This window comes from Mesorhizobium sp. LEGMi-168a (genome assembly GCF_058312955.1).
Window position 1 is genome coordinate 1 of the sequence record NZ_JBZEGV010000036.1, and the last position, 22,478, is coordinate 22,478.

The window sequence follows — 22,478 nt, forward strand, 5'->3', positions numbered from 1 at the left end:
CAAAACGAAGCCGCTCATCCATGATGCCAGTCTCTCGCCAAACCATCGCCGGTCCCTCCCGGCTAACGAGAAAACTGTCACCCATCCAATCGGTCCATTCCGTTACCTATCTATCCGGTTCGGACACAGCATCTTTCTCCCCGTCACTATACGGGGAGAAATGTCCGGCAGGACAATGAGGGGCAGTGCCGACCTCGGCAGCAACCCGGCCTTTCATGCCGCACCAATAACGGCTTGACCCGCAGCGCTCGCTCGGGCATCGAACCCGCTCGAATTTGCCGGCCTCCCTTGCGAGTCGGCCGGAAGTCAACGACGCGGAGAGAAAAATGGCCGACGAGATCACCGAGACCAGCCAGACTGTAGCCGCCGGCCAGCTGCGCGCCATCATCGAGCGCATCGAGCGGCTCGAGGAAGAGAAGAAGACGATTTCCGACGACATCAAGGACGTCTACGCCGAGGCCAAGGGCACCGGCTTCGACACCAAGGCGATCCGCACCATCGTCCGGCTGCGCAAGAAGGATCAGGCCGAGCGCCAGGAGGAGGAGTCCATCCTTGATCTCTACAAAGCCGCGCTCGGCATGGTGTAAGAGACTGTTTGGAAATCCCGCTCCGGCGGCCATCTGATGGCGTTTTCTGCGCTTCCTACAGCGCCGCGCGCCCTTCGGGCGCGCAAAGGACGCTGTAGCACTTTGATTTTGCACATGATCCTTTCCGAAATCGAGATCGATTTCGGGGTCATGTGCGTGCCCACGGACCTAAATGTCCGCTCCGCTCCGGTTCTCGAAACCACCACCATATGACTCGCCAGAGCGAATTTCGAAACAGTCTCGGCCAGAATGTGCGAGCATCCGGCCATGAGTGAGTTCGACTTCGGCGGCCGCCGCGCCTCGGAGTTCCGTCAACGCGGCTTCTGGGTGCTGTTCGCCGAACGGCATCCGGAAGAAAGGGCCAGGCTGGCGCGGCGCGGGCCCTGGTTCTGGCAGCGCGGGCTGCCGGAGTTCAGCCTGGTGCTTTCCATGTATGTCGCGCCCAGCGAGAACGTGGTCGGCGTTTTCTTCGGCCGCAACGAGAAGCTCGGCGCAACGCAAGTCTGGACGCGGCTGAAGCCGTTCCAGCCGGCGATCGAGGCGCGGCTGAAGCTCAGGCCGGAGCAGAGCGCGCAAAACCTCGGCATCAACTCGCAGTGGCGGGTCAACTGTTTTGCCGAGGACAACTGGCCGGCCATGGCCGACTGGCTGGTGACGGAATGCTCGCGCTTCGAACATGTCGTGACCGAAGTCCTGAGGCAGGAGTAGACCACAGATGCTTGCCGGCTTTTTCCGCTCGCGCTGGCACGGCTATGTGCCGCTCGACCGGCTGTTCTGGCGCGACATGGTGCTTGTCGGCACGGCGATCAACATCGCCTCGTCGGGTCTGGCGCTGATGCTGCTCGGGTTGAAGCTGCCGCTCTGGCTGGTCCTGACGGTGCATTTCCTCGCCGTCCCCTACAACATCTTTCTCGCCCTTGCCGTCTGGCGGACAGCGGAGAAGACCGGCGGCGCCAAGGCTTCGCTGATGATGCTCGGCTCCGCGCTTTGGTTGATCGCCACGGTCGTTGTTTGAGGCGCGGCGTCTGACCACGCAAAAAGGGCGGCCGAAGCCGCCCTTGGAAAGATCGATCAGGCGCCGTTTCAGGCCGCCGGCTCGAAGCGCAGCGCCACGCCATTGATGCAGTAGCGCAGGCCGGTCGGCGGCGGGCCGTCCTCGAAGACATGGCCGAGATGGCTGCCGCAGCGCGAGCAGTGGCATTCGGTGCGGACCATGCCGTAGCTGCGGTCGACGGTGGTCTCGATCGAGCCCGGGACCGGATCGTTGAAGCTCGGCCAGCCGGTGCCGCTCTCGAACTTCAGCTTGGATTCGAACAAAGGCTGGTCGCAACCGGCGCAGAAGAAGGTGCCGGCGCGCTTTTCGTAAAGCAGGGCGCAGCTGCCGGGACGTTCGGTGCCGTGGTTGCGCATGACGGCGTATTGCTCCGGCGTCAGCCGGGCACGCCACTCCGCATCGGTGCGGGTGACGGGATAGGCGTGGGTGTCCATGAAATCTCCTCGGCCTTGGCGGCTCGTTGTTGGTTGGCAAGCCATATTCGCGCCAACATAGGCATTTGTTACAGGCCTGCCCAGTCCGAAGGATCGTCAGTGCTTGCGTGAAAGCTGCTTTGTCGCCGCTTCGAGCCCGGCCAATGTCAACGGGAACATGCGGCCGCCGAAGATGTCGCCGATCATGGCGGTCGAGTGGATGTAGCGCCAGTTCTTCTCGGCCTCCGGGTTCAGCCACACCGCGTTCGGCCATTGCTGCAACAGCCGCCCGAGCCAGACGCTGCCGGCCTCCGGATTCCAGTGCTCGACCGAGCCGCCGGGATGCGCGATCTCGTAAGGGCTCATCGAGGCGTCGCCGACCACGATCACCTTGTAGTCCGGACCGTATTTGTGCAGCAGATCGAAGGTCGGGATCGTCTCGGCAAGCCGCCTTCGGTTGTCCTTCCAGACGCGCTCGTAAAGGCAGTTGTGGAAGTAGAAATATTCGAGCTGGCGGAATTCGGCGCGGGCGGCCGAGAACAGTTCCTCGACGGCGCGGATATGGTCGTCCATCGAGCCGCCGACATCGAAGAACATCAGAAGTTTTACCGCGTTGCGCCGCTCGGGCCGCGTCTTGACGTCAAGATAGCCATGCTCGGCGGTGGCGTGGATGGTGCCGGGCAGGTCGAACTCTTCCTCCGCACCTTCGCGCACCCAGCGGCGCAATCGCTTCAGCGCCACTTTGATGTTGCGGGTGCCGAGCTCGACGGTGTCGTCGAAGTTTTTGAATTCGCGCTTGTCCCACACCTTCACCGCGCGGCGATGGCGGCTTTCAAGCTGACCGATGCGCACGCCTTCCGGATTGTAGCCATAGGCGCCGAAGGGCGAGGTGCCGCCGGTGCCGATCCATTTCGAGCCGCCCTGGTGACGACCCTTCTGCTCCTCCAGCCGCTTCTTCAAGGTTTCCATCAGTCTGTCGAAACCGCCAAGCGCCTCGATCAGTCTCTTCTCCTCGTCGGTCAGATGCTTTTCGGCAAGCCGACGAAGCCATTCCTCGGGGATATTGGCGACATCGACAGCGTCGGGTCCGGCCAGCGTCTCGACGCCCTTGAAGACACGGGAAAAGACCTGGTCGAAGCGGTCGATGTGGCGCTCGTCCTTCACCAGGGCCGCGCGGGCGAGGTAATAAAAACCCTCGATGTCATAGTCGACCAGCCCCGCTTCCAGGCCTTCCAGCAGCGACAGGTATTCCCTGAGTGAAACCGGAACCCGCGCGGCTTTCAATTCGAGGAAGAAGGGGATGAACATTGGGCTGTTATCTGTGCCCCTCGATCTTTTCTCGCGCGGCACTTGCAATGAAGGCCGAGCGCGTCAGGCCTCGGCGGCTCGCTTCTTCGTCGATCGCCGCCAATAGACCCGCGTCGAGTGACAGATTGGCTCGGACCGGTCGCCCTGAATCGATCAGCACGGGGATCATCACCGCGGACTCGCCGGCGGTACTGTCGATTTCGCCAGATCTCAGCAATTCCGTCATTGTGCGAGGGGCAGGCATGGATAACTGCTTTGCTGTCCGGGCTTCAGCCCATTCGCGCACGGCCGACGTCGCGTCGGCGATTGCTTCCTCGGGATTTGCCCCGCCGCCGTGGCAGCCGGGAAGATCGGGTACCCGTACGCCCCAGATATCGTCGGCGCCATCGAGAATTCCGACATAGTGCGTCATGTGCTCGTCCTCAAATCCATCCGGCAAGTCGAGCGATCGACCGCGCCACACCAGGAGACTGTTCGCGATGCCGAGGCACAATGATCATAAGGTCCGGCCTTTCCGGATGCCCATATTTTTCATGTTTGCCGCCACCGACATTCAACCAACCTTCGCGCAAGAGCCTCGCGACAATCTTGCGCGTATTGGTCTCTATCAGCGGCATCGCGCCTCCTGGTTATGCGCAATATATTGCGCAATTTCGGGCATTTCAACCACTCACCAGGTTATAGCAGGTCGTACTCGATGAAACCCGTGCGGCGCGCGACATGGTCGTAGAGCCGGCGTGCGGTGGCGTTGGTTTCGTGTGTCATCCAGTAGACGTTCTTCACGCCGATCTTGCCGGCTTCCTGCTTCACCGCCTCGATCAGCGCAGCGCCGACGCCCTTGCCGCGCACTTGCGGGTCGGCGAACAGGTCCTGCAGATAGCAGTTGTTGACCAACGACCAGCAGGAGCGATGGTAGAGGTAATGGGTCAGGCCGACCGCCTTGCCGTCGAGCGTGGCGATAAAACCTTTCGGCTCGAATTCGCCCGTCGTGAACAGCCGCTTCCAGGTAACGTCATAGACCTCGTCCGGCAGCTTGGTTTCATAGAAGGTGAGGTAGGCGGTCCACAGCCGCCGCCAGTCGGTATGGTCGGACTGCGCGAGCGGGCGGACGGTGATCTCGGACATTTTGTTCTCCTCCGAAGCGTGAGCCCTCTAAACGGAATCAGGGCCAACAACAGCTTTGCCTCATCCTGGCGGCAAATTGTACTCGCGAAATGCGCTGGTGAGCATGTTGAGCGCCTCTCGTGCCCGCGGCGCCAGGGCGTGCGAATGCAGAACGATCTCGGAAGAGGGGATTGGCGGCAGGCCGAGCTTGCGGCCGACATCGATCAGGCCGGGGGGAACGACGCGATGGGCAAGCGCGGCAACGGCGAAGCCCGCCGACACCGCAATGTTGACGGCGGTGCCGCCGCCGCCGAGGAAAGCCTCATCCCAGGCGATGCCTGCCCTGTCCAGCGCCTCCACCGCTCGCAGACGATCCGGACAGGTGCATACGGTGCTTAACAGCGCGAGGCGCAGCGGCGTCCCCCGCCGCCATTCGAATGCAGGCGCGGCGAACCAGCCATAGTGCGTGCGCGAGAGCGCCTTGCCGCGGCGGCTTTCACCTTCGCGGTGAACGATCACCGCATCGAGCTCGCCGCGATCGAAAGCCTCCTCCAGCAGGGAGGAGGTGTCGATCTTCATGCTGAGCGCGAGCGACGGATCATGCGCATGAAGCTGTGCCAGAAGCACGGAAAGCTTGGGCCCGGCGACGTGATCGACAAAGCCGAGTGCGAGCCGGCAGGGTGCGGCGGAAAACTCCGCCATGGCGCGTTCATGAGCGGCAAGGAATTCGCGCGCTGCGGGCAGGAAGACGGCTCCCCTTGCCGAAAGGCTGACACGGCGCGGGGTTCGCTCGATCAAACGCGTGCCGAGCTTTTCCTCCAGCCGCCGCAACTTGACGCTGATCGTCGCCTGGGTGCTCCCGAGTGCCGCTGCCGCGCGCGTGAAGCTTTGCAGGTCCGCCACCATCACGAATGTCCGCACGGCGTCGACATCAAGACTGGTCATAGCGTTCATTCCATTTTGTCATTTCTGAAATAGATGTGCATAGCCTTTTTTCATGGTCAAGGCTCCTCTATTTCACGCTGACCGCAGTTGAAGAGCTCCGGCGCTCGTCTCTCAACGCTCAGACTGAAAGTGATCGACATGACGTTTCACCGAAACACCATCGCGCTTACGGGCGTTTGCCTGGCCTCGCTGCTGTTCGGGCTCGAGATTTCCAGCGTGCCGGTGATCCTGCCGAAACTGGAAAGCGTGCTAGCAGCCAATTTCAAGGATCTGCAATGGATCATGAACGCCTACACCATTGCCTGCACGACGGTGCTGATGGCGACGGGGACACTGGCCGACCGTTTCGGCCGCAAGCGGGTGATGGTGGCCACGACCGTCGCGTTCGGGCTTTCCTCCCTGCTGTGCGGCCTGGCGCCAAGCGCGCCGCTGCTGATCGTCGCGCGCTTCCTGCAAGGCCTCGCCGGCGGAGCGATGCTGACCTGCAGCGTCGCGGTGCTGTCGCACCAGTTTCAGGACGGCCGCGAACGCGGCAGGGCCTTCGTCGCCTGGAGCGTCGTCTCAGGCATCGGACTCGGTTTTGGCCCCGCCATCGGCGGATTGATCGTGACGCTTTCGAACTGGCAGTGGGTGTTCCTGATCCATGTGCCGCTTGCGGTCCTTGCCCTGGCCTTCATTGCCGCGGGCGTGACGGAGTCACGCGACAGCGGTGCGCAGAGGCTTGATTGGGCCGGCATGCTCACGCTCTCGCTTGCGGTGTTCGGCTTCAGCTACCTGATCACGCAAGGGGCGGAACTCGGCTCCAACACCCTGATCGCGGTGGCGATCGCGGCGGCGGCGTCCTTCGTCGCGTTCCTTTTCGCGGAGAGGATAAGTCCCTATCCGATGTTCGACTTCTCCGTGTTCCGCATCCGCCAGTTCTCGGGTGCGATCATGGGCGCCATCGGCATGAATTTCAGCTACTGGCCGTTCATCATCTATCTGCCGATCTATTTCTCCGGCGTTCTCGGCTACGACAGCACCACGACCGGCCTCCTGCTGCTCGCCTACACGCTTCCCTTCATGCTGATGCCACCGGTCGCCGAGCGTCTGCGCGCCCGCTATCAGGCGCGGGTCGCGGTACCGCTCGGACTGCTGACATTGGGGATCGGCTTCATCGCCATGCGGATCGGCTCCGGGCTCGAGGGCGCCAGCTGGCTGACCATGCTGCCCGGCACGCTGATCGCCGGCATCGGCATCGGTCTCACCAATTCGCCGACCACCAACACCACGACCGGATCGGTGTCGCCCGATCGCGCCGGCATGGCGTCCGGCATCGATATCAGCGCGCGCCTGATCACTTTAGCCATCAACATCGCCGTGCTCGGCCTGCTGTTGACGCAGGGGATCGTTTCTCACCTTAGAAACGCACTCGGCACGGCCATCGATGGCGACGAACTGCGCTTGTTGGCGGAACGGATCGCCGGCGGAAATCTCGATGGCCTCACGCAAGTCTCGCCAAAGCTCGCCACTCTCGATCCGTCCGGCGCCATCGTTCACGCCGCCCTGGTCAACGGCTTTGGCTGGGTCATGCTCTACAGCGGGATCGGCGTCATTCTTCTTTCGATCATCGGCTTCCTCATCTTCGGTCCCAGCAGCGCTGCCTTGGAAGGGAAGGGCTCGGCCCGGAGCGCGGCGGAAGCCCGCCCGTAAAGTTGTCGGACGCACCTTATCCCTGCCGTCTCGCCATGAAGGCCAGGCGCTCGAAGAGGTGCACGTCCTGCTCGTTCTTCAACAGCGCGCCATGCAGCTTCGGCAGCGCGTTCTTCGGGTCGGCGCGCAGGTCCTCGGGCGCTATGTCGTCGGCGACGAGCAAGCGGATCCAGTCGAGCGCTTCGGAGGTCGAGGGTTTCTTCTTCAGTCCCGGCACGTCGCGGATCTCGTAGAACTGTGTGAGTGCGGCCCGCACCAGGTTCTGCTTGATGCCGGGATAGTGCACGTCGACGATGCGGTGCAGCGTCTCGATGTCGGGAAAGCGGATATAGTGGAAGAAGCAGCGGCGCAGAAAGGCGTCCGGCAATTCCTTCTCGTTGTTCGAGGTGATGATGACGATCGGCCGGAACGCGGCGCGAATGGTCTCGCCGGTCTCGTAGACGAAGAACTCCATCCGATCGAGCTCCTGCAGGAGATCGTTGGGGAATTCGATGTCAGCCTTGTCGATCTCGTCGATCAGGAGCACGACCTTTTTCGGCGCCGCAAAGGCGTCCCAGAGCTTGCCGCGCTTGATGTAGTTGGCGATGTCGTTGAAGCGGTCGTCGCCGAGCTGGCTGTCGCGCAGCCGCGAGACGGCGTCATATTCGTAAAGGCCCTGTTGCGCCCTGGTGGTCGACTTGACGTTCCACTCGATGAAATCCAACCCGAGCGCTGACGCCACCTGGCGGGCAAGCTCGGTCTTGCCGGTGCCGGGCTCGCCCTTGACCAGCAAGGGCCGCTCCAGCGCGATCGCGGCGTTGACCGCCACCATCAGATCCTTGTCGGCAACATAGGCCGCGGTTCCTTCGAAACGCATTTTTTCTCCTGTCCGTGCGGCGGGGACCGTAAGGAGCCGTGTGGATGCGCGCAAGCTTTAACGGCCGCTCGTTTCCGCCGTTCGTTTCCGCGTTTCGTTTCTCTGGCGCTTGCCCAGGCGTCGGCTTATATTGGCGCTGGCGGTCTGCGCTTCCCGGCAGGAGAACTTATCCCCGGGGCCTTATCGATCCTTAGGGAGCTGTCCCTGGGAAGACCCGTGGGTTTTCTCACACGGCGCCCACCTACTTTGTAGGCACCCGGGATCGACCTCTCCACCGGTTGTGTGGATCGTCACTCTCCCGATTTTGCGATTCTTGCGGTAGAAAACGTCGCACCTGCAACTTCGCCCAGATCAGGCCATCTCTACCGTCGTCGAATGATCTCGAAAGACCTGAAAAAACATCTGCGCAAGGAAGCGCTCGCACGCCGCGACGCGCTCGACGAATTCTGGCGCGTGGAGATCGCGCTCGAGATGGCCGAGACGGCGCGCGACCAGATCGCCGTCGAGCCGGGGCAGATCGTCTCCGGCTTCTGGCCGATGCGCTCGGAGGTCGACGTGCGGCCGCTGATGTTCGCGCTGCGCGAAAAGGGCGCCAGGCTTTGCCTGCCGGCGATCCTCGACAAGACCACCATCGTCTTCCGCGAGCTGGTGCGCGGCGCGCCGATGGTCGAGATGGGCTTCGGTACGGTCGGGCCGCATGACGAGGCGGAGGTGCTCGACCCGTCAATGATGCTGATACCGCTTGCCGCCTTCGACGCGCGCGGCCATCGCATCGGCTATGGCGCCGGCTATTACGACCGGGCGATCTCCAGGCTGGCCGACAAGGGCCTGATGCCCAGGCTGATCGGCATCGCCTTCGACTGCCAGGAGGTTCCGATGGTGCCGGACGAGAACCACGACGTGATCATCCCGGAAATACTCACCGAGAGCGGGTTGCGCCGGTTCGCCACTTGACGCAAGCGCCTACCTGTCGAATACTACTGAAATCCAGTAGAGCAACATGCTTGAATTCGAATGGGACGACGACAAAGCCGCGAGCAATCTTGCCAAGCACAGTGTGGCGTTTTCCGATGCCAAGCGTCTGTTCGATGACATTCATGGGCTTCACTATGTCGATCGCTCCATGGACTACGAGGAAGAGCGCTTCATTGGCATCGGAGTTATCAACGGCGTGGTCCTGACAGTGATTTATACCGAACGTGGCGACCGAATAAGACTGATGAGCAGAAAGCATATGACGAAGCACGCCAAGGCATCTGAAACCGATTGGGCTCGCCTGCGCGCAATGAGCGACGCGGAGGCCGAAGCTGGCGCTTTGGATGATCAGGACAATCCTCCCATCAGCAAGGATCGACTGACGCCTGTTGCGCGCGTAAAGGTGATCCGCCGGGCCCTGCATCTCACTCAAGAGGAGTTTTCGGTCCGCTATCTCATTCCGCTCGGCACCCTGAGAGACTGGGAGCAAGGCAGAACCGAGCCGGATCAGGCGGCGCAGGCCTATCTGCGTGTTATCGCCAAGGTACCGGAAACGGTGTCGCGGGCGCTCGGCACGCGCAACGCCGCATGAGACTTCTTTTCCTCGGCGACATGGTCGGAAAAACTGGACGCACGGCGGTGTGGGAACAGCTGCCCGGGCTGATTTCCGACTTCAAGCTCGACTTCGTCATCGTCAACGGCGAGAACGCCGCCGGCGGCTTCGGTATCACCGAGGAGATCTTTCGCGAGACGCTCGCGGCGGGCGCTGACGTCGTCACCACCGGCAATCATGTCTGGGACCAGCGCGACGCCTTGATCTTCGCGCCGCGCGAGGAGCGCTTCCTGCGCCCCTCCAACTTTCCCAAGGGCACGCCGGGGCGCGGCTCCGGCGTCTACATCGCAAGGAACGGCGCGCGGGTGCTGGTCGCCAACATCATGGGGCGCGTCTTCATGCATCCCGAGCTCGACGATCCGTTCCAGGCCGGCGAGCGCGAGCTTGCCGCCTGTCCGCTCGGCGAGCAGGCCGACGCAGTGGTGATCGATTTCCACGCTGAGGCGACCTCGGAAAAAATGTGCTTCGCGCATTTTGTCGACGGCCGCGCCAGCCTTGTGGTCGGCACGCATACGCACCAGCCGACCGCCGATCATCAGATCCTCAATGGCGGCACCGCCTATATCTCGGACGCCGGCATGTGTGGCGACTATGATTCTTCGCTCGGCATGGACAAGGAAGAACCGCTCAACCGCTTCCTGTCGAAAGTGCCGAAAGGCCGTTTCGAGGCGGCGAGCGGACCGGCGACGCTGTGCGGCATCGGCGTCGAGATTTCCGACCGTACCGGGCTTGCCGAGAAAATCGCGCCGTTTCGTCGCGGGCCGCGGCTGGAGGAAACGGCGCCGTCCTTCTGGTCGTGACATTGATATGAGCGAGGCCAGCACCTAACTGGCGACGAAACTGCTTCAAAAGCGCGCCGCTTTCGACCTGATCTTATGCGACGCGCTTTTGATTTTGTTGGTTGAGCATGTCGTGATCCCAAAAACCGCGACGCACTTTTGGGCGACATGCTTTGGATCGTAGAGGGGACGACCTTCATGCAGCTTGTCGAATTCCTGGCGCCGCATTTCGCCTTCGTTTCCGATCCGACCGCGTGGATCGCACTGCTGACGCTGGTGGTGCTGGAGGTGGTGCTCGGCATCGACAATCTGATCTTCATCTCGATCCTCACGAATAAGCTGCCGGAAGCGCAGCGGGGCCGTGCGCGCAGATTGGGCATCTCGGCGGCGCTGATCATGCGCCTGGTGCTGCTCGCGACCATCTCGATCATCGTGCAGCTGACGGCGCCGGTGTTCACGGCGCTCGGGCACGGCTTTTCCTGGCGCGACCTGATCCTGATCGCCGGCGGCCTGTTCCTGGTCTGGAAGGCGACCAAGGAAATCCATCACACGGTCGATCCGCAGGACCATCAGGACACGATGGTGGGCACGCTGCAGTTGAGCCTGGCCGGCGCGATCTTCCAGATCCTGCTGCTGGACCTCGTCTTCTCGATCGATTCCATCATCACCGCCGTCGGCATGACCGACGAGATCGTCATCATGTATATCGCGGTGATCGTCGCGGTAAGCGTGATGATGATGGCGGCGACGCCGCTCGCCAATTTCATCGCCAAGAACCCCACAATCGTCATGCTGGCGCTGGGCTTCCTGCTGATGATCGGCATGACGCTGATCGCCGACGGCATGGGCTACCATGTGCCCAAGGGCTACATCTACGCCGCCATGGGTTTTTCCGCGCTGGTCGAAGGCCTCAACATGCTGGCGCGCCACCGCAAGAAGCAAAGGTCCGGCGGCGGGCACTAAAGGCCCTTTGGATGCCGGTCGCCGATCAGGCCGAGCGTCAGACCTTGTTCCAGCCACGCCTTGGCGCCGGCGAGCACCAGCGCGAAGCCGCCGGTCGAGTCGATCGCCTGTTTGGACTGCTCGTCGCCGGAGCCGGCGAAGCCGAAATTGCGGACTTCCAGAAAAGTCGTGTCGCCCGGCATCCGGGTGAAAGTCCAGACCACGGTGGTCGGCGGGTCGCCCCATTGCATGACGATCTTTTCGTTGCGAACGATCTCGCTGACCTCGACCCTGGTCGAGACGCCGTAGATCCGCCACTCCCAATCAACCGGCTTGCCGTCATCCAGCCGGCCGCTTGAATGCGTGAACCAGAATTTCGTGGTGATCGCCGGGTCGGCGATGGCCTCGAAGACTTCGGCAACCGGCCGGCGGATCAGCATGGCGGTTTTGGCGGTCGGGGCTTCTTTGAGTTCCACTGGATCCTCCTGAAATTGGTCAGGGCAGGTTGATCTGCCAGGAGACGCCAAACCGGTCGTTGAGCCAGGCGAAACGGCGGCTGAATCCGTAATTGCCGGTCGGCATCAGAAACGCGCCGTCCTTCGACAGCGCTTCGACAATGCGCTCGAGCTCCCCTTCGGACGAACAGTCGACGAAAAGCGAGACCGACGGCGTGAAGGTGAAGGCGTGATGCACCGGACTGTTGAAGATCATCACCTCCTGGCCGCCAATGGACGCCCGGGCCAGCTTGACGGTTCCCCCGGGGCCATCCTCGCCCGGACCGTAGCGCGTGACGTCGACGACGCGGTCTCCGGGATTGTCTCGCAATAGAGGGCCATGGCCTCTTCGGCCCGGCCTTCGAACATCAGGAACGGCGTTACTTTCACGACCGGCCTCCTTTGCTCTGACGTTGGGGCTCAGATGTTGGTCTCGTTGGCCGGCTCGCCCCGCAGCTCGCTGCGATAGTAGCCGTCGCGCAGATTGATGCCGTATTCGAGATAGGCCTTCATGCAGGCCAGCATCTGCGACCAGCCTTCGCAATTGAGGTAGGATTTCTTCAGGCCGACCTCGCCTTCGCGCCAGCCCTCCTCGGCGATGGTGACGAAGGTGGCACCGTCATCCAATGGCTCGAAATTCATCTCGATGCGGGTCTTGTAGGCCGGCTTGCCCTCGGCGTCGGTCGCGTCCCAGCGCAGCACGATGCGCTTGTCCTTCGTCACCTCGTCGACCTCGACAGGCACGGTCTTCCACCAGGTCACGGTGGTGCCGGCGACCAGAGGCGCGGAAGCGCCGCCGATGGTGGTGAAGTAGCCGCTGAGCTTCGTCGGGTTGACCACGGCGTCGAAGACCTCGGCCACCGGTTTGCCGATGCGCCCGGAAATCCTGAATCCAAGAGACATATCCACAGCTCCTTCCTTGCTGCTTGAAACGACATGTTATATAAATATAACATGTCAACTCAAACCTCGGACGACCATGTTTTCAAGGCCTTGGCGCATCCGCGCCGGCGCGAATTGCTGGATCGGCTGAAAGATCAGCCGCAGACCACGGGCGCGCTCTGCGAGGCTTTCCCGGACATGGACCGCTGCACGGTGATGATGCATCTCAAAGTGCTCGAAGAGGCCGATCTGGTCGTGGCGCGGCGCGAAGGGCGCGAGCGCTGGAACCATCTCAACGCGCTGCCGATCAGGCAGATCCACGATCGCTGGATCAGCCAATATGCTGGCCACGCCATCAGTATCCTCGACCGGCTCAAATCGGATCTGGAGGGATAATTCCCTGCCATGCGGGCTGTGCCCGGCGGCTGCCGCGCCGGCTCGACGGCGCGGCTGGACGAATTGAGCCGATTTATCTATAAGCCGGCCATTCCGACAGAGACGCCGTATGCCTTCGCGGGCATGCTTGCAGCGTTCTGAAATTTTGAATTCGAGCATTTGCCGATGCCGGGTGGTCGCTCCTGGCCGAAAATGCTCTAGCCGAACACGACAGGGGTGCCATGGCTGGCCATTCACAGTTCAAGAACATCATGCACCGCAAGGGCCGCCAGGACGCGGTGCGGTCGAAAATGTTTTCCAAGCTGGCGCGCGAAATCACCGTCGCCGCCAAGACCGGTACGCCGGACCCGGCGATGAACCCGCGGCTGCGCCTTGCGGTGCAGAACGCCAAGGCGGTGTCGATGCCGAAGGACAACATCCAGCGCGCCATCAACAAGGCTTCCGCCGGCGACGGTGAAAACTACGAGGCCGTGCGCTACGAAGGCTACGGCCCGGGCGGCGTGGCGCTGATCGTCGAGGCGCTGACCGACAACCGCAACCGCTCGGCGTCGAATGTGCGCGCCGCCTTCACCAAGGCCGGCGGGGCGCTCGGCGAAACCGGCTCGGTGTCCTTCATGTGGGACCGCATCGGCGAGATCTACTATCCGGCCGCTGCCGGCAGCGCCGACAAGGTGATGGAAGCCGCAATCGAGGCCGGCGCCGACGACGTGGAGTCGGACGAGGAAGGCCACACCATCTATTCCGGCTTCGAAAATCTCGGCGAGGTGTCGAAGTCGCTGGAAGCCTCGCTCGGCGAGGCGGAATCGGTGAAGCCGATCTGGCGGCCGCAGAACAACGTCCCGGTCGACGAAGAGCGGGCGCAGTCGCTGATGAAGCTGGTCGCCACCCTCGAGGACGACGACGACGTGCAGAGCGTCTACGCCAATTTCGAGGTCGACGACGAGACGATGGCCAAGCTCAGCGCGGCGTGAGTTGTGGAAACGTCGCACGGCTGATGCTTAGACCGATACCATAGGGCGCCCTCTCTAAAGTATAGATCGTCAGTTATCGACGGGAGGGGAGATGACTGACGAAGGGCTTGAACTTGCCGACGCGGTAAATTGGCCTCGCCGCGCTGGCTTTTGGCGACGATTTTTCGCCTCGCTAATCGACTATCTTGTTGTGCTGATACCAGTCTATTCGTTGGTAACAGGGTTGTTTCTGCTGACCGACGGTGGAATGAAAGGCCACTTCTGGCTCAACTGGAGAATATGTAGCTCCGCTACGGTGCACGGAAGCCCATCGCTTGAAGCCTACAATTGGCAGGTTTGCAAAACATCTCTCCTCGGCTTTCCGGTCGCAGAATGGGCAGTCGGCACAGCCAAGGATACTCAATCGGGAGCGGCCCCGGACGTTTCACTCGACCTCGATCTGAAAGGGAATTTTCGACCAGCGGCACTGGATCTGGGTTTCCTCGAATTGCCCATTCTGGCGATCTATCTGCTTGTTATGGAGGTGGCGTCGGGCCAGTCCGTCGGTAAGCGCGTTCTGTCGCTTGTCGTGCATGACGAGTACGATTGGCATAGAACCGGCCTGTCCGTGCAAAAAGCGTTTCGTCGACAAGTGATCAAGTTTCTCGGCGTCGTCCCCGTTACACTGACGGGGGCCTCGTTTGCTTTCCAGACTTGGAGGAGCATTCCGGGGCTTGTGCCGAGCTATTCCAAGGTGGAAATTGTATGCGCGTTCGCCGCGCTTGCCTTAGCTTTGATCTGGCCGGTCTGGATCGGGTTGTCGATAGCCTCGGGCAATGAGCCGATACACGATCGGGTTGCCGACACAACCGTCCGCGTCAGCGAGACTCAGGAATAACCCTGTTGGAAAAGCCTCGGATCGTCATCACCTACTGCACGCAATGCCACTGGCTCTTGCGCGCGGGATGGATGGCGCAGGAACTGCTCTCGACCTTCGGCACCGATCTCGGCGAGGTGACATTGGTGCCGGGCACCGGCGGCATCTTCACCATTTCCTGCAACGACCAACTTATCTGGGAGCGCAAGCGCGACGGCGGTTTTCCGGACGCGGCGAAGCTGAAGCAACTCGTCCGCGACGTCATCGACCCGGACCGCGACCTCGGTCATGCCGACCGCAAAACGCACAAGAAGACAGACCCCGCCTGAGGCGGGGTCTGTTGCATTGCAGAATGCTGTCTTCAGATCAAAGCCATCATGAAGCAGGCCATCGACACGATCGCAGTGATGGTGCGGACGTGGTTCCACATTACCCACTGGCTCAGATGGTTCGCCCACACGGCGGCGCCGTTGGCGCTCGCAGGATCGACGGCGGCGAGCGCGTCGTTGAGCGGCACGTTGAAGACCATGGTCACGATCGGATTGCCGATGAAATAGATCACGGCGCCGGCAAGCAGCCAGTATGAGCCTGACTGGCTCCAGCCCAGAAGAACGGCGGCAATCAGCACGAGGCAGATGAGGCCGGTGCCGAAAAGCGCGGTCATGAAGGTCGGCGTGATCACCGTGATGTTGATCGAATTCATCGCGGCGATGCCGCTTGGGACGGGTAGCCGGGCAAGGGCCGCCATGACGAAATTCGAGAAGGCGAAGAAGACGCCGCCGACGACGCCGGAGCCGATCGCGGCGACGAAGGTGAGGGTGGGAAGAAGTTTCATCATGTCGGTTGCTCCAGATTGTCGATTTCGTTCGTTCCGATAAATGTGAGTAATCCTCGCATTTGCAAAACGTGATAAACCCTCGTATTTTTCGAGTCAAGCCAGTTTTCGAAAAATCGCCCCGGGGAGAGCCATGGAAGACAAAACCGCTGCGAAGGCCGAGCCGGCCGCCATTGCTTCACCGCGCCGGTCTCCAAGCCAGCAGCGCAGCCGCGAGCGGGTCGAGCGCATGCTTGCCGCCGCCTCGGCGCTGATTGCCGAGCAGGGCAGTGACGCCATGCGCATGGGCGAAGTGGCGGAACGGGCAGGGGTGTCGATCGGCTCGCTCTACCAGTTTTTTCCGGACAAGCGTGCGATCGTCTGGGCCCTGGCTGAGCGCTACACCGCCGAAAGCCAGGCCTGCATTGCCTCAGCGCTGAAGGATGTCGGCGACGCTGAAGCTCTGAAGCAGGCGTTTTCGGAACTGGTCGATATCTACTACCGGCTGTTCCTGGCCGAGCCGGTGATGCGCGACATCTGGTCAGGCACGCAGGCCGACAAGGCGCTGCGCGAACTGGAACTCGCCGACAGCCGGGCCAATGCCGAATTCCTGGTCGCGGTGCTGAAGCGCCTACGCCCCGGCGTCGATCCGGTCGCGCTGGAGACGACGGCGCTCCTCGTCTGGCAGATGGGCGAGACCGCCATGCGGCTGGCGATATCGGTCGATCGGGAAGAGGGCGACAGGCTGGTCGCGGCTTACAAGCGCATGGCGTTGAGGGAGTTGGTGGGTGAATAGGGAGAGCGGATCCCTCCTCCGCGGCGTTGGCGATTTGCGAAACCGTCGCCGAGAGCGCTCCTCTCCCCGTCACTATACGGGGAGAGGATGCCGGCAGGCAGGTGAGGGGCAGCGCGAGCCTATGACATTGGCGTCGTCAAAAAGTGCACTGTCACCGAATTTCTCTGGTCCGCTCCGACGCAGGCGCTGCCCCTCATCCGCCCTTCGGGCACCTTCTCCCCGTAAACGGGGAGAAGGAATTTGTGGCCAACAAAAAACCCGCCTCGAAGGCGGGTTTTTGATCTGCGACAAAGCGTATCCGGCTTAGAGGCCGAAACCTTCGAAACGCTTCTTGAACTTCGACAGGCGGCCGCCGCGGTCGAGCAGGGTCTGCTGGCCGCCGGTCCAGGCCGGGTGCGTGGTCGGATCGATGTCGAGGTTCATCGTGTCGCCTTCCTTGCCCCAGGTGGAGCGGGTCAGGTACTCGGTGCCGTCGGTCATGACGACCTTGATGGTGTGGTAGTCGGGATGGATATCGGCCTTCATTGTCGTGTTCCTGGCTTGCCGGCGCTGGTGACGGGCCCATGGCCTGCGTCGATGCGCCCCTTTTTAAAACTCGAAGCCGCAGCTAATGAAAAGCCACGGCTTCTAAAACGGTCGGCGAGCCTATACATCAGCCGGAATTGAATCACAAGGCCGCGGCAGGCGCATATTGAAGCGCATGACCGGCAAGCGGCCAAAGGAAACGCTCATGGCGGATATTGGTGTCAGTGGAGACGAGCGCAGGCGCTCGGTCCGGCCGCTCAGAAGCCTTTTCCCCTATATTGCGCGTTACCGGAAACTGGCGGTCGGCGCCATCATCTCGCTGATCGTGGCGGCGGCGACGACGCTGGCCCTGCCGATGGCCGTGCGGCGCATGATCGATCACGGCTTCCAGGCGTCGGGCTCCACCTTCATCGCCGAGTATTTCGCCGCGCTGGTTCTGATGGCGGCCTTGCTCGCGGCGGCGTCTGCCAGCCGCTACTATTTCGTCATCACGCTCGGCGAGCGGGTCGTCGCCGACATCCGCCGCGACGTCTTTTCGCATGTCACGACGCTTTCGCCGGCCTTTTTCGACAAGGCGCATTCGGGCGAGATCGTGTCGCGGCTTGCCGCTGATACGACACAAGTAAAGTCGGCGGTCGGCGCCACGGCGTCGGTCGCGCTGCGCAACCTCATCCTCGGCCTCGGCGCCTTGGCGATGATGGTCTTCACCAGTCCGAAACTCTCCGGCCTGGTCATTGCAGCCATCCCGCTGATCGTGCTGCCGCTGGTCGCCTTCGGCCGCTCGGTGCGGCGCAAGTCGCGCATGGCCCAGGACACGCTTGCGGAGGCCACCGCCTATGCCAGCGAACAGATCGGCGCCGTGCGCACGCTGCAGGCCTTCACCAACGAAAAGCTGGTGACGGGCCGCTTCTCGGCCGCCGTGGAGGCCGCCTTCGAGGCGGCGCGCACGTCGGTCTTTGCCCGCTCCTTCCTCACCTTCTTCGCCATCTTCATGATCTTCTCCTCGGTGGTGGCGGTGCTGTGGTTCGGCTCGCGCGACGTGCTTGCCGGCACGATGTCGGCGGGCACGCTCGGCCAGTTCCTGCTCTATTCGGTGTTCGCCGCCGGCGCGCTCGGCGCGCTGTCGGAAGTGTGGAGCGAGCTGTCGCAGGCCGCCGGCGCCGCCGAGCGGCTGACCGAGATCCTCGCCGAGCGGCCAGCCATCCAATCGCCCGCCGATCCGCAGCCGCTGCCGGCAAAGGCCAAGGGCGCCATCAGCTTCGACGACGTTTCCTTCTCCTATCCGGCGCGGCCGGATAGAGCCGCCGTGCACGGTTTGAGCTTCCAGGTGAAGCCCGGCGAGACGGTAGCGATCGTCGGGCCGTCGGGCGCGGGAAAGAGCACCGTCTTTTCGCTGATCCTGCGCTTCTACGATCCGGAAAGCGGCCGCATCGTCATCGACGGCGTCGACGTGCGCGAGGCCGATCCTGCCGCGATCCGCAAGCGCATCGCCATCGTGCCGCAGGACGTCACCATCTTCGCGGCGAGCGTCCGCGACAATATCGGCTTCGGCCGGCCGGGCGCCAGCGATGCCGAGATCGAGGCGGCGGCGAAGGCGGCGCTTGCCGATGAATTCGTCGCCAGGCTCGAAAAGGGCTATGACAGCCAGGTCGGCGAGCGCGGCGTGACGCTGTCCGGCGGCCAACGCCAGCGCATCGCGATCGCCCGCGCCATCCTGCGCGACGCGCCGATCCTCTTGCTCGACGAGGCGACCTCGGCGCTCGACGCCGAAAGCGAGACGCTGGTGCAGACGGCTCTTGAGCACCTGATGCGCGGCCGCACCACCATCGTCATCGCCCACCGGCTGGCGACAGTGCTCAAGGCCGACCGGATCCTGGTCATGGAAGCGGGGCGCATCGTCGAGGAAGGCACGCATCAGAGCCTGGTCGCCAAGGGCGGCACCTATGCGCGGCTCGCCAAGCTGCAATTCGAGACGGGAGCCAGCGCTTTCAAAGGCGCGGCGGAATGAAGGAGACGTCAGCCGGCTTGCCAGTCCGCAAGCAGCATGACGCTGCCAAACTGCGCGGCCTTGGTAAGGTGACGCTGGTCGGCGGTGACAAAAATGCCGCCGCGTTCAAGTGCCATCGCGTGATAGATACTGTCGAATAGAGTAGGATAACCGTTGCCGGGTGTGGCTGACGTCGCGATTTTCTCGGCTATTGCCAAGTCCTGCGTGGTCGGTTCTTCGATCGCCAGCCCCAATTCTCGAAATTGATCGAAGAGCTGGCCAACCATGGTGAGCGGCAATTCGACATGCAAAGCAGCTGAAAGAGCCTCATACAGCACCACTGACGGAGCGAGAAAGCCCTGTCCCTGCTCCAACATGCGGTCGACCAAGTTGCGCGCGGCCTCGCTGTCTTCTTCTTGCTTAAAAAGCTTCACGAAAACCGAAGCATCGACGACGATCATTTCTTGCCGCCCCTGAGAACATCGAGCGGCCGACCATCCCATTTCATGCGCTGGGCGCGTAGAAAATCGGTGGTGCTTTCGCCTTTGGCGCTGGAATTGCGCGGCAATTCATCCAGCATTCTTTTAAGACGGTTCACGGCAACTGCACGCAACGCCTGATCGATTGCCTTCTCTACGAAACGTGACCTTTCGCTTTTCGGCACTTCGTCCTCAAGCCGGCTCTTTATGTCCGCTGCGATGGAAAAGGTGGCACGTTCTTTCGAAACTGGAATTCCCATAGTGTGTTCCCCTATTTCATACGAAAATGTATGCTTTTGGAGTATGAAAATCAAATTATGCGCTGTCGGCGTTATCCGTAGCGCCTCCTTAGATGTTCGGTGAAGTAGGCGGCGTTGAGCTTCTCGCCGGTGGCGCGCTCGAGCAGGTCCGGCGTCGACCAGCGCGAGCCCTGCGACCAAATCCGCTTGCGGCGCCAGTCATTGATAGCGCCGAAATCGCCCTTGGCGAGGTCCTCGTCCGCGGACGGATGCTCCCTGGTCAAGGCTGCCCATTGCTGCGCCGCCATCATGGCGCCCAGCGTATAGGACGGGAAATAGCCGAAGGCGGCGCCCGGCCAGTGCACGTCCTGCATCGGTCCGTCGGCCGGGTTGTCGATGGTCGACAGTCCAAGATAGTCGCGCATCTTGGCGTCCCATGCCTCCGGCAGGTCGACGGCCTCCAGCCGGCCGGCGACGAGCTCCTGCTCGAGCTCGTAGCGCAGGATGACATGCAGCGGATAGGTCACCTCGTCGGCGTCGACGCGGATCAGGCCGCGTTTCACATGGTGGACATGCGGCAGGATGGCGTCGAGCGACCAGGTTTCACCGAGATGTTTTTCGACCACCGGCAACGCCCAGCGCCAGAAGGTGGGGTTGCGGCCGATCTGCTTCTCGACGAACAGGCTCTGGCTCTCATGCACAGCCATGCCGCGCGCCTTGCCGAGCGGCCAGTGCGACCAGGTTTTCGGCAGGTTCTGCTCGTAAAGCGCATGGCCGGTCTCGTGCAGCACGCCCATCAGCGCCGACAGGAAGTCGGAGGTCTTGTAGCGGGTGGTGATGCGTACATCGCTCGGCACGCCGCCGCAAAAGGGATGGTGCGATACCGACAGCGAACCGTGGGTGAGGTCGAAGCCGACCGCCGCCATCATGGCAAGGCCGAGCTCGCGCTGCCTGTCGATGGCGTAGCTGCCGGAAAGCGGCTTCAGCGGATGCTTGGCCAGCCGCGCATCCTGCACGGCCAGCGCGTGCGGCAGGAAGTCCTTCAGAAAGGCTTTCAGCTCGGCAAACACCGGCGTGATGTCGGCGGCGCGGTTGCCTGGATCGTACTGCTCCATCAGCGTGTCATAGGCAGCGAGGCCGAGCGCGTCGGCACGCAAGGCCGCCTCTTCCCGCACCAGCGCCACGACACCTTCCAGCGCCGGCAGGAAGCCCGCCCAGTCGTTCTTGGCGCGCAGGTCGCGCCAGAGTTGCTCGGAGCGCATGCGCGCCGTCGTCTGGCGCTCGACGAATTCGACCGGCAGGCAGGTGAGATTGGTGTATTGCCGGCGCAGCTCCCTCACCGCCGCCTGCTGCTCGTCGTTCAGCGGCTCGGCTTCGGCGGCGGCGATCCAGTCGCCGATCTCCGGCGCGGTCGCCTGGGCGTGCAGCATGCCGGCAAGCACCGACGTCGCCTCGGCGCGCTTCTCGCCGCCGCCGACCGCCATGTGGGTCGCCTCGTCGGCGCCAAGGATGGCCAGCGCATGCTCCAGCGCTTCGAGCTTGTGGCCGAGTTGGTCGAGTTTCTGGAAGGACATGGATGGATTCCGGCTGCAAATGGGCTGGCGCGAAAAGATACCAACGCATCGAGCTTGGCAACCCTGATCGGCCAGCGGCAGAGCAGCCGGTCTTGCCTTGCAGCGGCGCTCAGTGATCAATGCAGGGAACAGAAAGCTGGAGGGGACAATGATCGGCAATATCCTGACCGGGCTGGTGGCGCTGATCCACTGCTACATCGTTTATCTGGAGATGGTGCTGTGGGACACGCCGCGCGGCCACCAGGCGTTCAACCTCAAGCCGGACTTTGCCAGCGCTTCAAAAGTGCTCGCCGCGAACCAGGGGCTCTATAACGGCTTTCTCGCGGCGGGCCTGATCTGGGGCCTCTATCTCGGCGCCGGCGGATTCCAGATCAAGATCTTCTTCCTGCTTTGCGTTGCCATCGCCGGCCTTTACGGCGCGGCGACCGTCGGCCGGAAGATATTGTTCATCCAGACGGTGCCGGCGGTACTCGCCATCGTCGCGGTTTGGCTAGGCTGGTGATCGAAAAAGGGCGCCCTTGGGGCCAGGACCCGCGGGCGCCAGGTGGTCCCTTCCTCCGAAGAACTTCAGCCGTTCGGGTAATGGCCGCCGTCGGCGCCGTCGCCCATCAGGAAGCCGCTGCCGGTGTCGACCATCAGCTTCTGGTCGACATGGTCGAGACGGCGCAGCAGGTCGTGATACAGCGTCGCCGGAATCCTGCCGTGATCCAAGGCGGCGACCTTCTCGGCGGCCTGGCTGATGTGCGCGGCGCGCATATGCAGCTGCTGCGCCTCGACGGCCGAGATGGTGTTCGCTTCCCGCGCATCCCTGACGCCTTGGTCGACGCCCTGGATCTGCTGGATCAGGCTGGCCACGCGCGGTCCAGTGAAATCGGTTGGATCGGTGGCGTCGAGGGCGCCCTTGTGATGCCCGGCGGCGTAGGCGCCGGCGAGCGGGGCGGCGATCAGAATCGCGGCGAGGGTTGCAGTCTTGAGAGATGTCGAAGCGCGCATGACGGCGCATCCTCCAGCTGGGGAAGGGAGCGGCCATCCGCTCCGCCTTCCGACCTTCTTGGGCCGTCCGGTTCCGTCGCGTCGCGATGGGAGGCATCGCCGGCGGTCCCCGGCCCTGCGCGGCAAATTAGGAGCGCCAAATTGCCGTGGGTAATTAAAAAAAGATAATGTTTTCAGGCCTTGCCGCCGGGGTTATGCGCCCTA

At 62.6% G+C, this 22,478-nt stretch carries 31 protein-coding genes, 1 other RNA gene and 1 pseudogene; 17 read left to right on the forward strand and 16 right to left on the reverse strand.

Annotation, left to right across the window (positions count from 1 at the left end; genetic code table 11):
- Positions 1–326 precede the first annotated feature (326 nt).
- The 3 genes from AC4FWB_RS29960 to AC4FWB_RS29970 all read left to right on the forward strand — a co-directional run bounded on the left by AC4FWB_RS29960 (position 327) and on the right by AC4FWB_RS29970 (position 1,602).
- Positions 327–587 carry a DUF2312 domain-containing protein gene (locus tag AC4FWB_RS29960; RefSeq protein ID WP_040974416.1) on the forward strand — a complete coding sequence of 87 codons (261 nt, stop codon included), beginning with the start codon at positions 327–329 and terminating at the stop codon, positions 585–587.
- 267 nt (positions 588–854) lie between these two features.
- Positions 855–1,295, forward strand: a complete 441-nt coding sequence (locus AC4FWB_RS29965; RefSeq protein ID WP_491029839.1) for a hypothetical protein — start codon at positions 855–857, stop codon at positions 1,293–1,295.
- Positions 1,296–1,302: 7 nt separating this feature from the next.
- Entirely contained in the window at positions 1,303–1,602 is a 300-nt protein-coding gene (locus AC4FWB_RS29970; protein WP_491029840.1) for a hypothetical protein, read from the forward strand.
- 68 nt (positions 1,603–1,670) lie between these two features.
- On the opposite strand, the gene msrB is transcribed toward AC4FWB_RS29970, so the two are convergent.
- The 6 genes from msrB to AC4FWB_RS30000 all read right to left on the reverse strand — a co-directional run bounded on the left by msrB (position 1,671) and on the right by AC4FWB_RS30000 (position 5,411).
- Entirely contained in the window at positions 1,671–2,075 is a 405-nt protein-coding gene (gene msrB, locus AC4FWB_RS29975) for a peptide-methionine (R)-S-oxide reductase MsrB (protein WP_491029841.1), read from the reverse strand.
- A gap of 96 nt (positions 2,076–2,171) precedes the next feature.
- The gene (locus tag AC4FWB_RS29980; protein ID WP_491029842.1) at positions 2,172–3,362 is read right to left on the reverse strand and encodes a vWA domain-containing protein; all 1,191 of its coding nucleotides are present in this window, start codon (positions 3,360–3,362) and stop codon (positions 2,172–2,174) included.
- Positions 3,363–3,369: 7 nt separating this feature from the next.
- On the reverse strand, positions 3,370–3,774 hold the full coding sequence (locus tag AC4FWB_RS29985) for a type II toxin-antitoxin system HicB family antitoxin (protein WP_491029843.1): 405 nt from the start codon (positions 3,772–3,774) through the stop codon (positions 3,370–3,372).
- Between the two features lie 10 nt (positions 3,775–3,784).
- Positions 3,785–3,979 (reverse strand): type II toxin-antitoxin system HicA family toxin, encoded by a 195-nt coding sequence (locus AC4FWB_RS29990; protein ID WP_491029844.1) that lies wholly within the window; start codon positions 3,977–3,979, stop codon positions 3,785–3,787.
- A 61-nt stretch (positions 3,980–4,040) separates the two neighbouring features.
- Positions 4,041–4,487: a GNAT family N-acetyltransferase gene (locus tag AC4FWB_RS29995; protein WP_491029845.1), complete on the reverse strand. Its 447-nt coding sequence runs from the start codon at positions 4,485–4,487 to the stop codon at positions 4,041–4,043.
- Positions 4,488–4,547: 60 nt separating this feature from the next.
- Complete coding sequence (locus AC4FWB_RS30000; protein WP_491029846.1) at positions 4,548–5,411, reverse strand: LysR family transcriptional regulator; 864 nt, start codon at positions 5,409–5,411, stop codon at positions 4,548–4,550.
- Positions 5,412–5,549: 138 nt separating this feature from the next.
- Here AC4FWB_RS30000 and AC4FWB_RS30005 point away from each other — a divergent pair, with 138 nt between their 5' ends.
- On the forward strand, positions 5,550–7,103 hold the full coding sequence (locus AC4FWB_RS30005; protein ID WP_491029847.1) for an MFS transporter: 1,554 nt from the start codon (positions 5,550–5,552) through the stop codon (positions 7,101–7,103).
- A 16-nt stretch (positions 7,104–7,119) separates the two neighbouring features.
- Here the strand turns inward: AC4FWB_RS30005 and AC4FWB_RS30010 are convergent, their stop codons facing one another.
- Positions 7,120–7,959, reverse strand: a complete 840-nt coding sequence (locus tag AC4FWB_RS30010; RefSeq protein WP_491029848.1) for an AAA family ATPase — start codon at positions 7,957–7,959, stop codon at positions 7,120–7,122.
- Positions 7,960–8,097: 138 nt separating this feature from the next.
- Here AC4FWB_RS30010 and ssrS point away from each other — a divergent pair.
- The 6 genes and pseudogenes from ssrS (at position 8,098) to AC4FWB_RS30040 (ending at position 11,289) form a co-directional block, all read left to right on the forward strand.
- A non-coding RNA gene (gene ssrS / locus AC4FWB_RS30015) (6S RNA) lies at positions 8,098–8,252 on the forward strand.
- Positions 8,253–8,334: 82 nt separating this feature from the next.
- Positions 8,335–8,913 (forward strand): 5-formyltetrahydrofolate cyclo-ligase, encoded by a 579-nt coding sequence (locus AC4FWB_RS30020; protein WP_491029849.1) that lies wholly within the window; start codon positions 8,335–8,337, stop codon positions 8,911–8,913.
- A gap of 46 nt (positions 8,914–8,959) precedes the next feature.
- Positions 8,960–9,190 (forward strand): annotated as a pseudogene (locus tag AC4FWB_RS30025) (BrnT family toxin); the annotation flags it as partial.
- A 54-nt stretch (positions 9,191–9,244) separates the two neighbouring features.
- Complete coding sequence (locus AC4FWB_RS30030) at positions 9,245–9,526, forward strand: helix-turn-helix domain-containing protein (protein WP_491029898.1); 282 nt, start codon at positions 9,245–9,247, stop codon at positions 9,524–9,526.
- On the forward strand, positions 9,523–10,347 hold the full coding sequence (locus AC4FWB_RS30035; protein ID WP_491029850.1) for a TIGR00282 family metallophosphoesterase: 825 nt from the start codon (positions 9,523–9,525) through the stop codon (positions 10,345–10,347). The genes AC4FWB_RS30030 and AC4FWB_RS30035 overlap by 4 nt, the downstream gene beginning before the upstream one ends.
- A gap of 177 nt (positions 10,348–10,524) precedes the next feature.
- On the forward strand, positions 10,525–11,289 hold the full coding sequence (locus tag AC4FWB_RS30040) for a TerC family protein (protein WP_491029851.1): 765 nt from the start codon (positions 10,525–10,527) through the stop codon (positions 11,287–11,289).
- On the opposite strand, the gene AC4FWB_RS30045 is transcribed toward AC4FWB_RS30040, so the two are convergent.
- The 3 genes from AC4FWB_RS30045 to AC4FWB_RS30055 form a co-directional block, all read right to left on the reverse strand.
- Positions 11,286–11,744, reverse strand: a complete 459-nt coding sequence (locus AC4FWB_RS30045; RefSeq protein WP_491029852.1) for an SRPBCC family protein — start codon at positions 11,742–11,744, stop codon at positions 11,286–11,288. The genes AC4FWB_RS30040 and AC4FWB_RS30045 overlap by 4 nt on opposite strands.
- A 19-nt stretch (positions 11,745–11,763) precedes the next feature.
- Positions 11,764–12,093 carry a VOC family protein gene (locus tag AC4FWB_RS30050; protein ID WP_491029853.1) on the reverse strand — a complete coding sequence of 110 codons (330 nt, stop codon included), beginning with the start codon at positions 12,091–12,093 and terminating at the stop codon, positions 11,764–11,766.
- 89 nt (positions 12,094–12,182) lie between these two features.
- Positions 12,183–12,665 (reverse strand): SRPBCC domain-containing protein, encoded by a 483-nt coding sequence (locus AC4FWB_RS30055; RefSeq protein WP_491029854.1) that lies wholly within the window; start codon positions 12,663–12,665, stop codon positions 12,183–12,185.
- 51 nt (positions 12,666–12,716) lie between these two features.
- On the opposite strand from AC4FWB_RS30055, the gene AC4FWB_RS30060 reads away from it, so the two are divergent.
- From AC4FWB_RS30060 to AC4FWB_RS30075, 4 genes are all read left to right on the forward strand, one after another.
- Positions 12,717–13,040 (forward strand): ArsR/SmtB family transcription factor, encoded by a 324-nt coding sequence (locus AC4FWB_RS30060; RefSeq protein WP_491029855.1) that lies wholly within the window; start codon positions 12,717–12,719, stop codon positions 13,038–13,040.
- A gap of 221 nt (positions 13,041–13,261) precedes the next feature.
- Complete coding sequence (locus AC4FWB_RS30065) at positions 13,262–14,011, forward strand: YebC/PmpR family DNA-binding transcriptional regulator (protein ID WP_491029856.1); 750 nt, start codon at positions 13,262–13,264, stop codon at positions 14,009–14,011.
- Between the two features lie 91 nt (positions 14,012–14,102).
- The gene (locus tag AC4FWB_RS30070; RefSeq protein ID WP_491029857.1) at positions 14,103–14,888 is read left to right on the forward strand and encodes an RDD family protein; all 786 of its coding nucleotides are present in this window, start codon (positions 14,103–14,105) and stop codon (positions 14,886–14,888) included.
- A gap of 2 nt (positions 14,889–14,890) precedes the next feature.
- A complete protein-coding gene (locus AC4FWB_RS30075) occupies positions 14,891–15,196 on the forward strand; it encodes an Rdx family protein (protein WP_491029899.1) in 306 nt (101 codons plus the stop codon).
- 32 nt (positions 15,197–15,228) lie between these two features.
- On the opposite strand, the gene AC4FWB_RS30080 is transcribed toward AC4FWB_RS30075, so the two are convergent.
- Complete coding sequence (locus AC4FWB_RS30080; protein WP_491029858.1) at positions 15,229–15,705, reverse strand: anthrone oxygenase family protein; 477 nt, start codon at positions 15,703–15,705, stop codon at positions 15,229–15,231.
- Between the two features lie 130 nt (positions 15,706–15,835).
- Between AC4FWB_RS30080 and AC4FWB_RS30085 the strand changes: the two genes are divergently transcribed.
- Positions 15,836–16,477 (forward strand): TetR/AcrR family transcriptional regulator, encoded by a 642-nt coding sequence (locus AC4FWB_RS30085; protein WP_491029859.1) that lies wholly within the window; start codon positions 15,836–15,838, stop codon positions 16,475–16,477.
- 303 nt (positions 16,478–16,780) lie between these two features.
- On the opposite strand, the gene rpmE is transcribed toward AC4FWB_RS30085, so the two are convergent.
- Entirely contained in the window at positions 16,781–17,002 is a 222-nt protein-coding gene (rpmE, locus tag AC4FWB_RS30090) for a 50S ribosomal protein L31 (protein WP_040974396.1), read from the reverse strand.
- Positions 17,003–17,207: 205 nt separating this feature from the next.
- On the opposite strand from rpmE, the gene AC4FWB_RS30095 reads away from it, so the two are divergent.
- Positions 17,208–19,010 carry an ABC transporter transmembrane domain-containing protein gene (locus AC4FWB_RS30095; RefSeq protein WP_491029860.1) on the forward strand — a complete coding sequence of 601 codons (1,803 nt, stop codon included), beginning with the start codon at positions 17,208–17,210 and terminating at the stop codon, positions 19,008–19,010.
- An 8-nt stretch (positions 19,011–19,018) separates the two neighbouring features.
- Here the strand turns inward: AC4FWB_RS30095 and AC4FWB_RS30100 are convergent, their stop codons facing one another.
- The 3 genes from AC4FWB_RS30100 to AC4FWB_RS30110 all read right to left on the reverse strand — a co-directional run bounded on the left by AC4FWB_RS30100 (position 19,019) and on the right by AC4FWB_RS30110 (position 21,281).
- Positions 19,019–19,450 carry a type II toxin-antitoxin system VapC family toxin gene (locus AC4FWB_RS30100; protein WP_491029861.1) on the reverse strand — a complete coding sequence of 144 codons (432 nt, stop codon included), beginning with the start codon at positions 19,448–19,450 and terminating at the stop codon, positions 19,019–19,021.
- A complete protein-coding gene (locus AC4FWB_RS30105) occupies positions 19,447–19,728 on the reverse strand; it encodes a hypothetical protein (protein ID WP_491029862.1) in 282 nt (93 codons plus the stop codon). The genes AC4FWB_RS30100 and AC4FWB_RS30105 overlap by 4 nt, the downstream gene beginning before the upstream one ends.
- A gap of 71 nt (positions 19,729–19,799) precedes the next feature.
- A complete protein-coding gene (locus AC4FWB_RS30110) occupies positions 19,800–21,281 on the reverse strand; it encodes a carboxypeptidase M32 (protein WP_491029863.1) in 1,482 nt (493 codons plus the stop codon).
- 148 nt (positions 21,282–21,429) lie between these two features.
- Here AC4FWB_RS30110 and AC4FWB_RS30115 point away from each other — a divergent pair, with 148 nt between their 5' ends.
- On the forward strand, positions 21,430–21,783 hold the full coding sequence (locus tag AC4FWB_RS30115; RefSeq protein ID WP_491029864.1) for a DUF1304 domain-containing protein: 354 nt from the start codon (positions 21,430–21,432) through the stop codon (positions 21,781–21,783).
- Between the two features lie 65 nt (positions 21,784–21,848).
- Here the strand turns inward: AC4FWB_RS30115 and AC4FWB_RS30120 are convergent, their stop codons facing one another.
- Positions 21,849–22,274, reverse strand: a complete 426-nt coding sequence (locus tag AC4FWB_RS30120; protein WP_491029865.1) for a hypothetical protein — start codon at positions 22,272–22,274, stop codon at positions 21,849–21,851.
- Between the last annotated feature and the right edge of the window lie 204 nt (positions 22,275–22,478).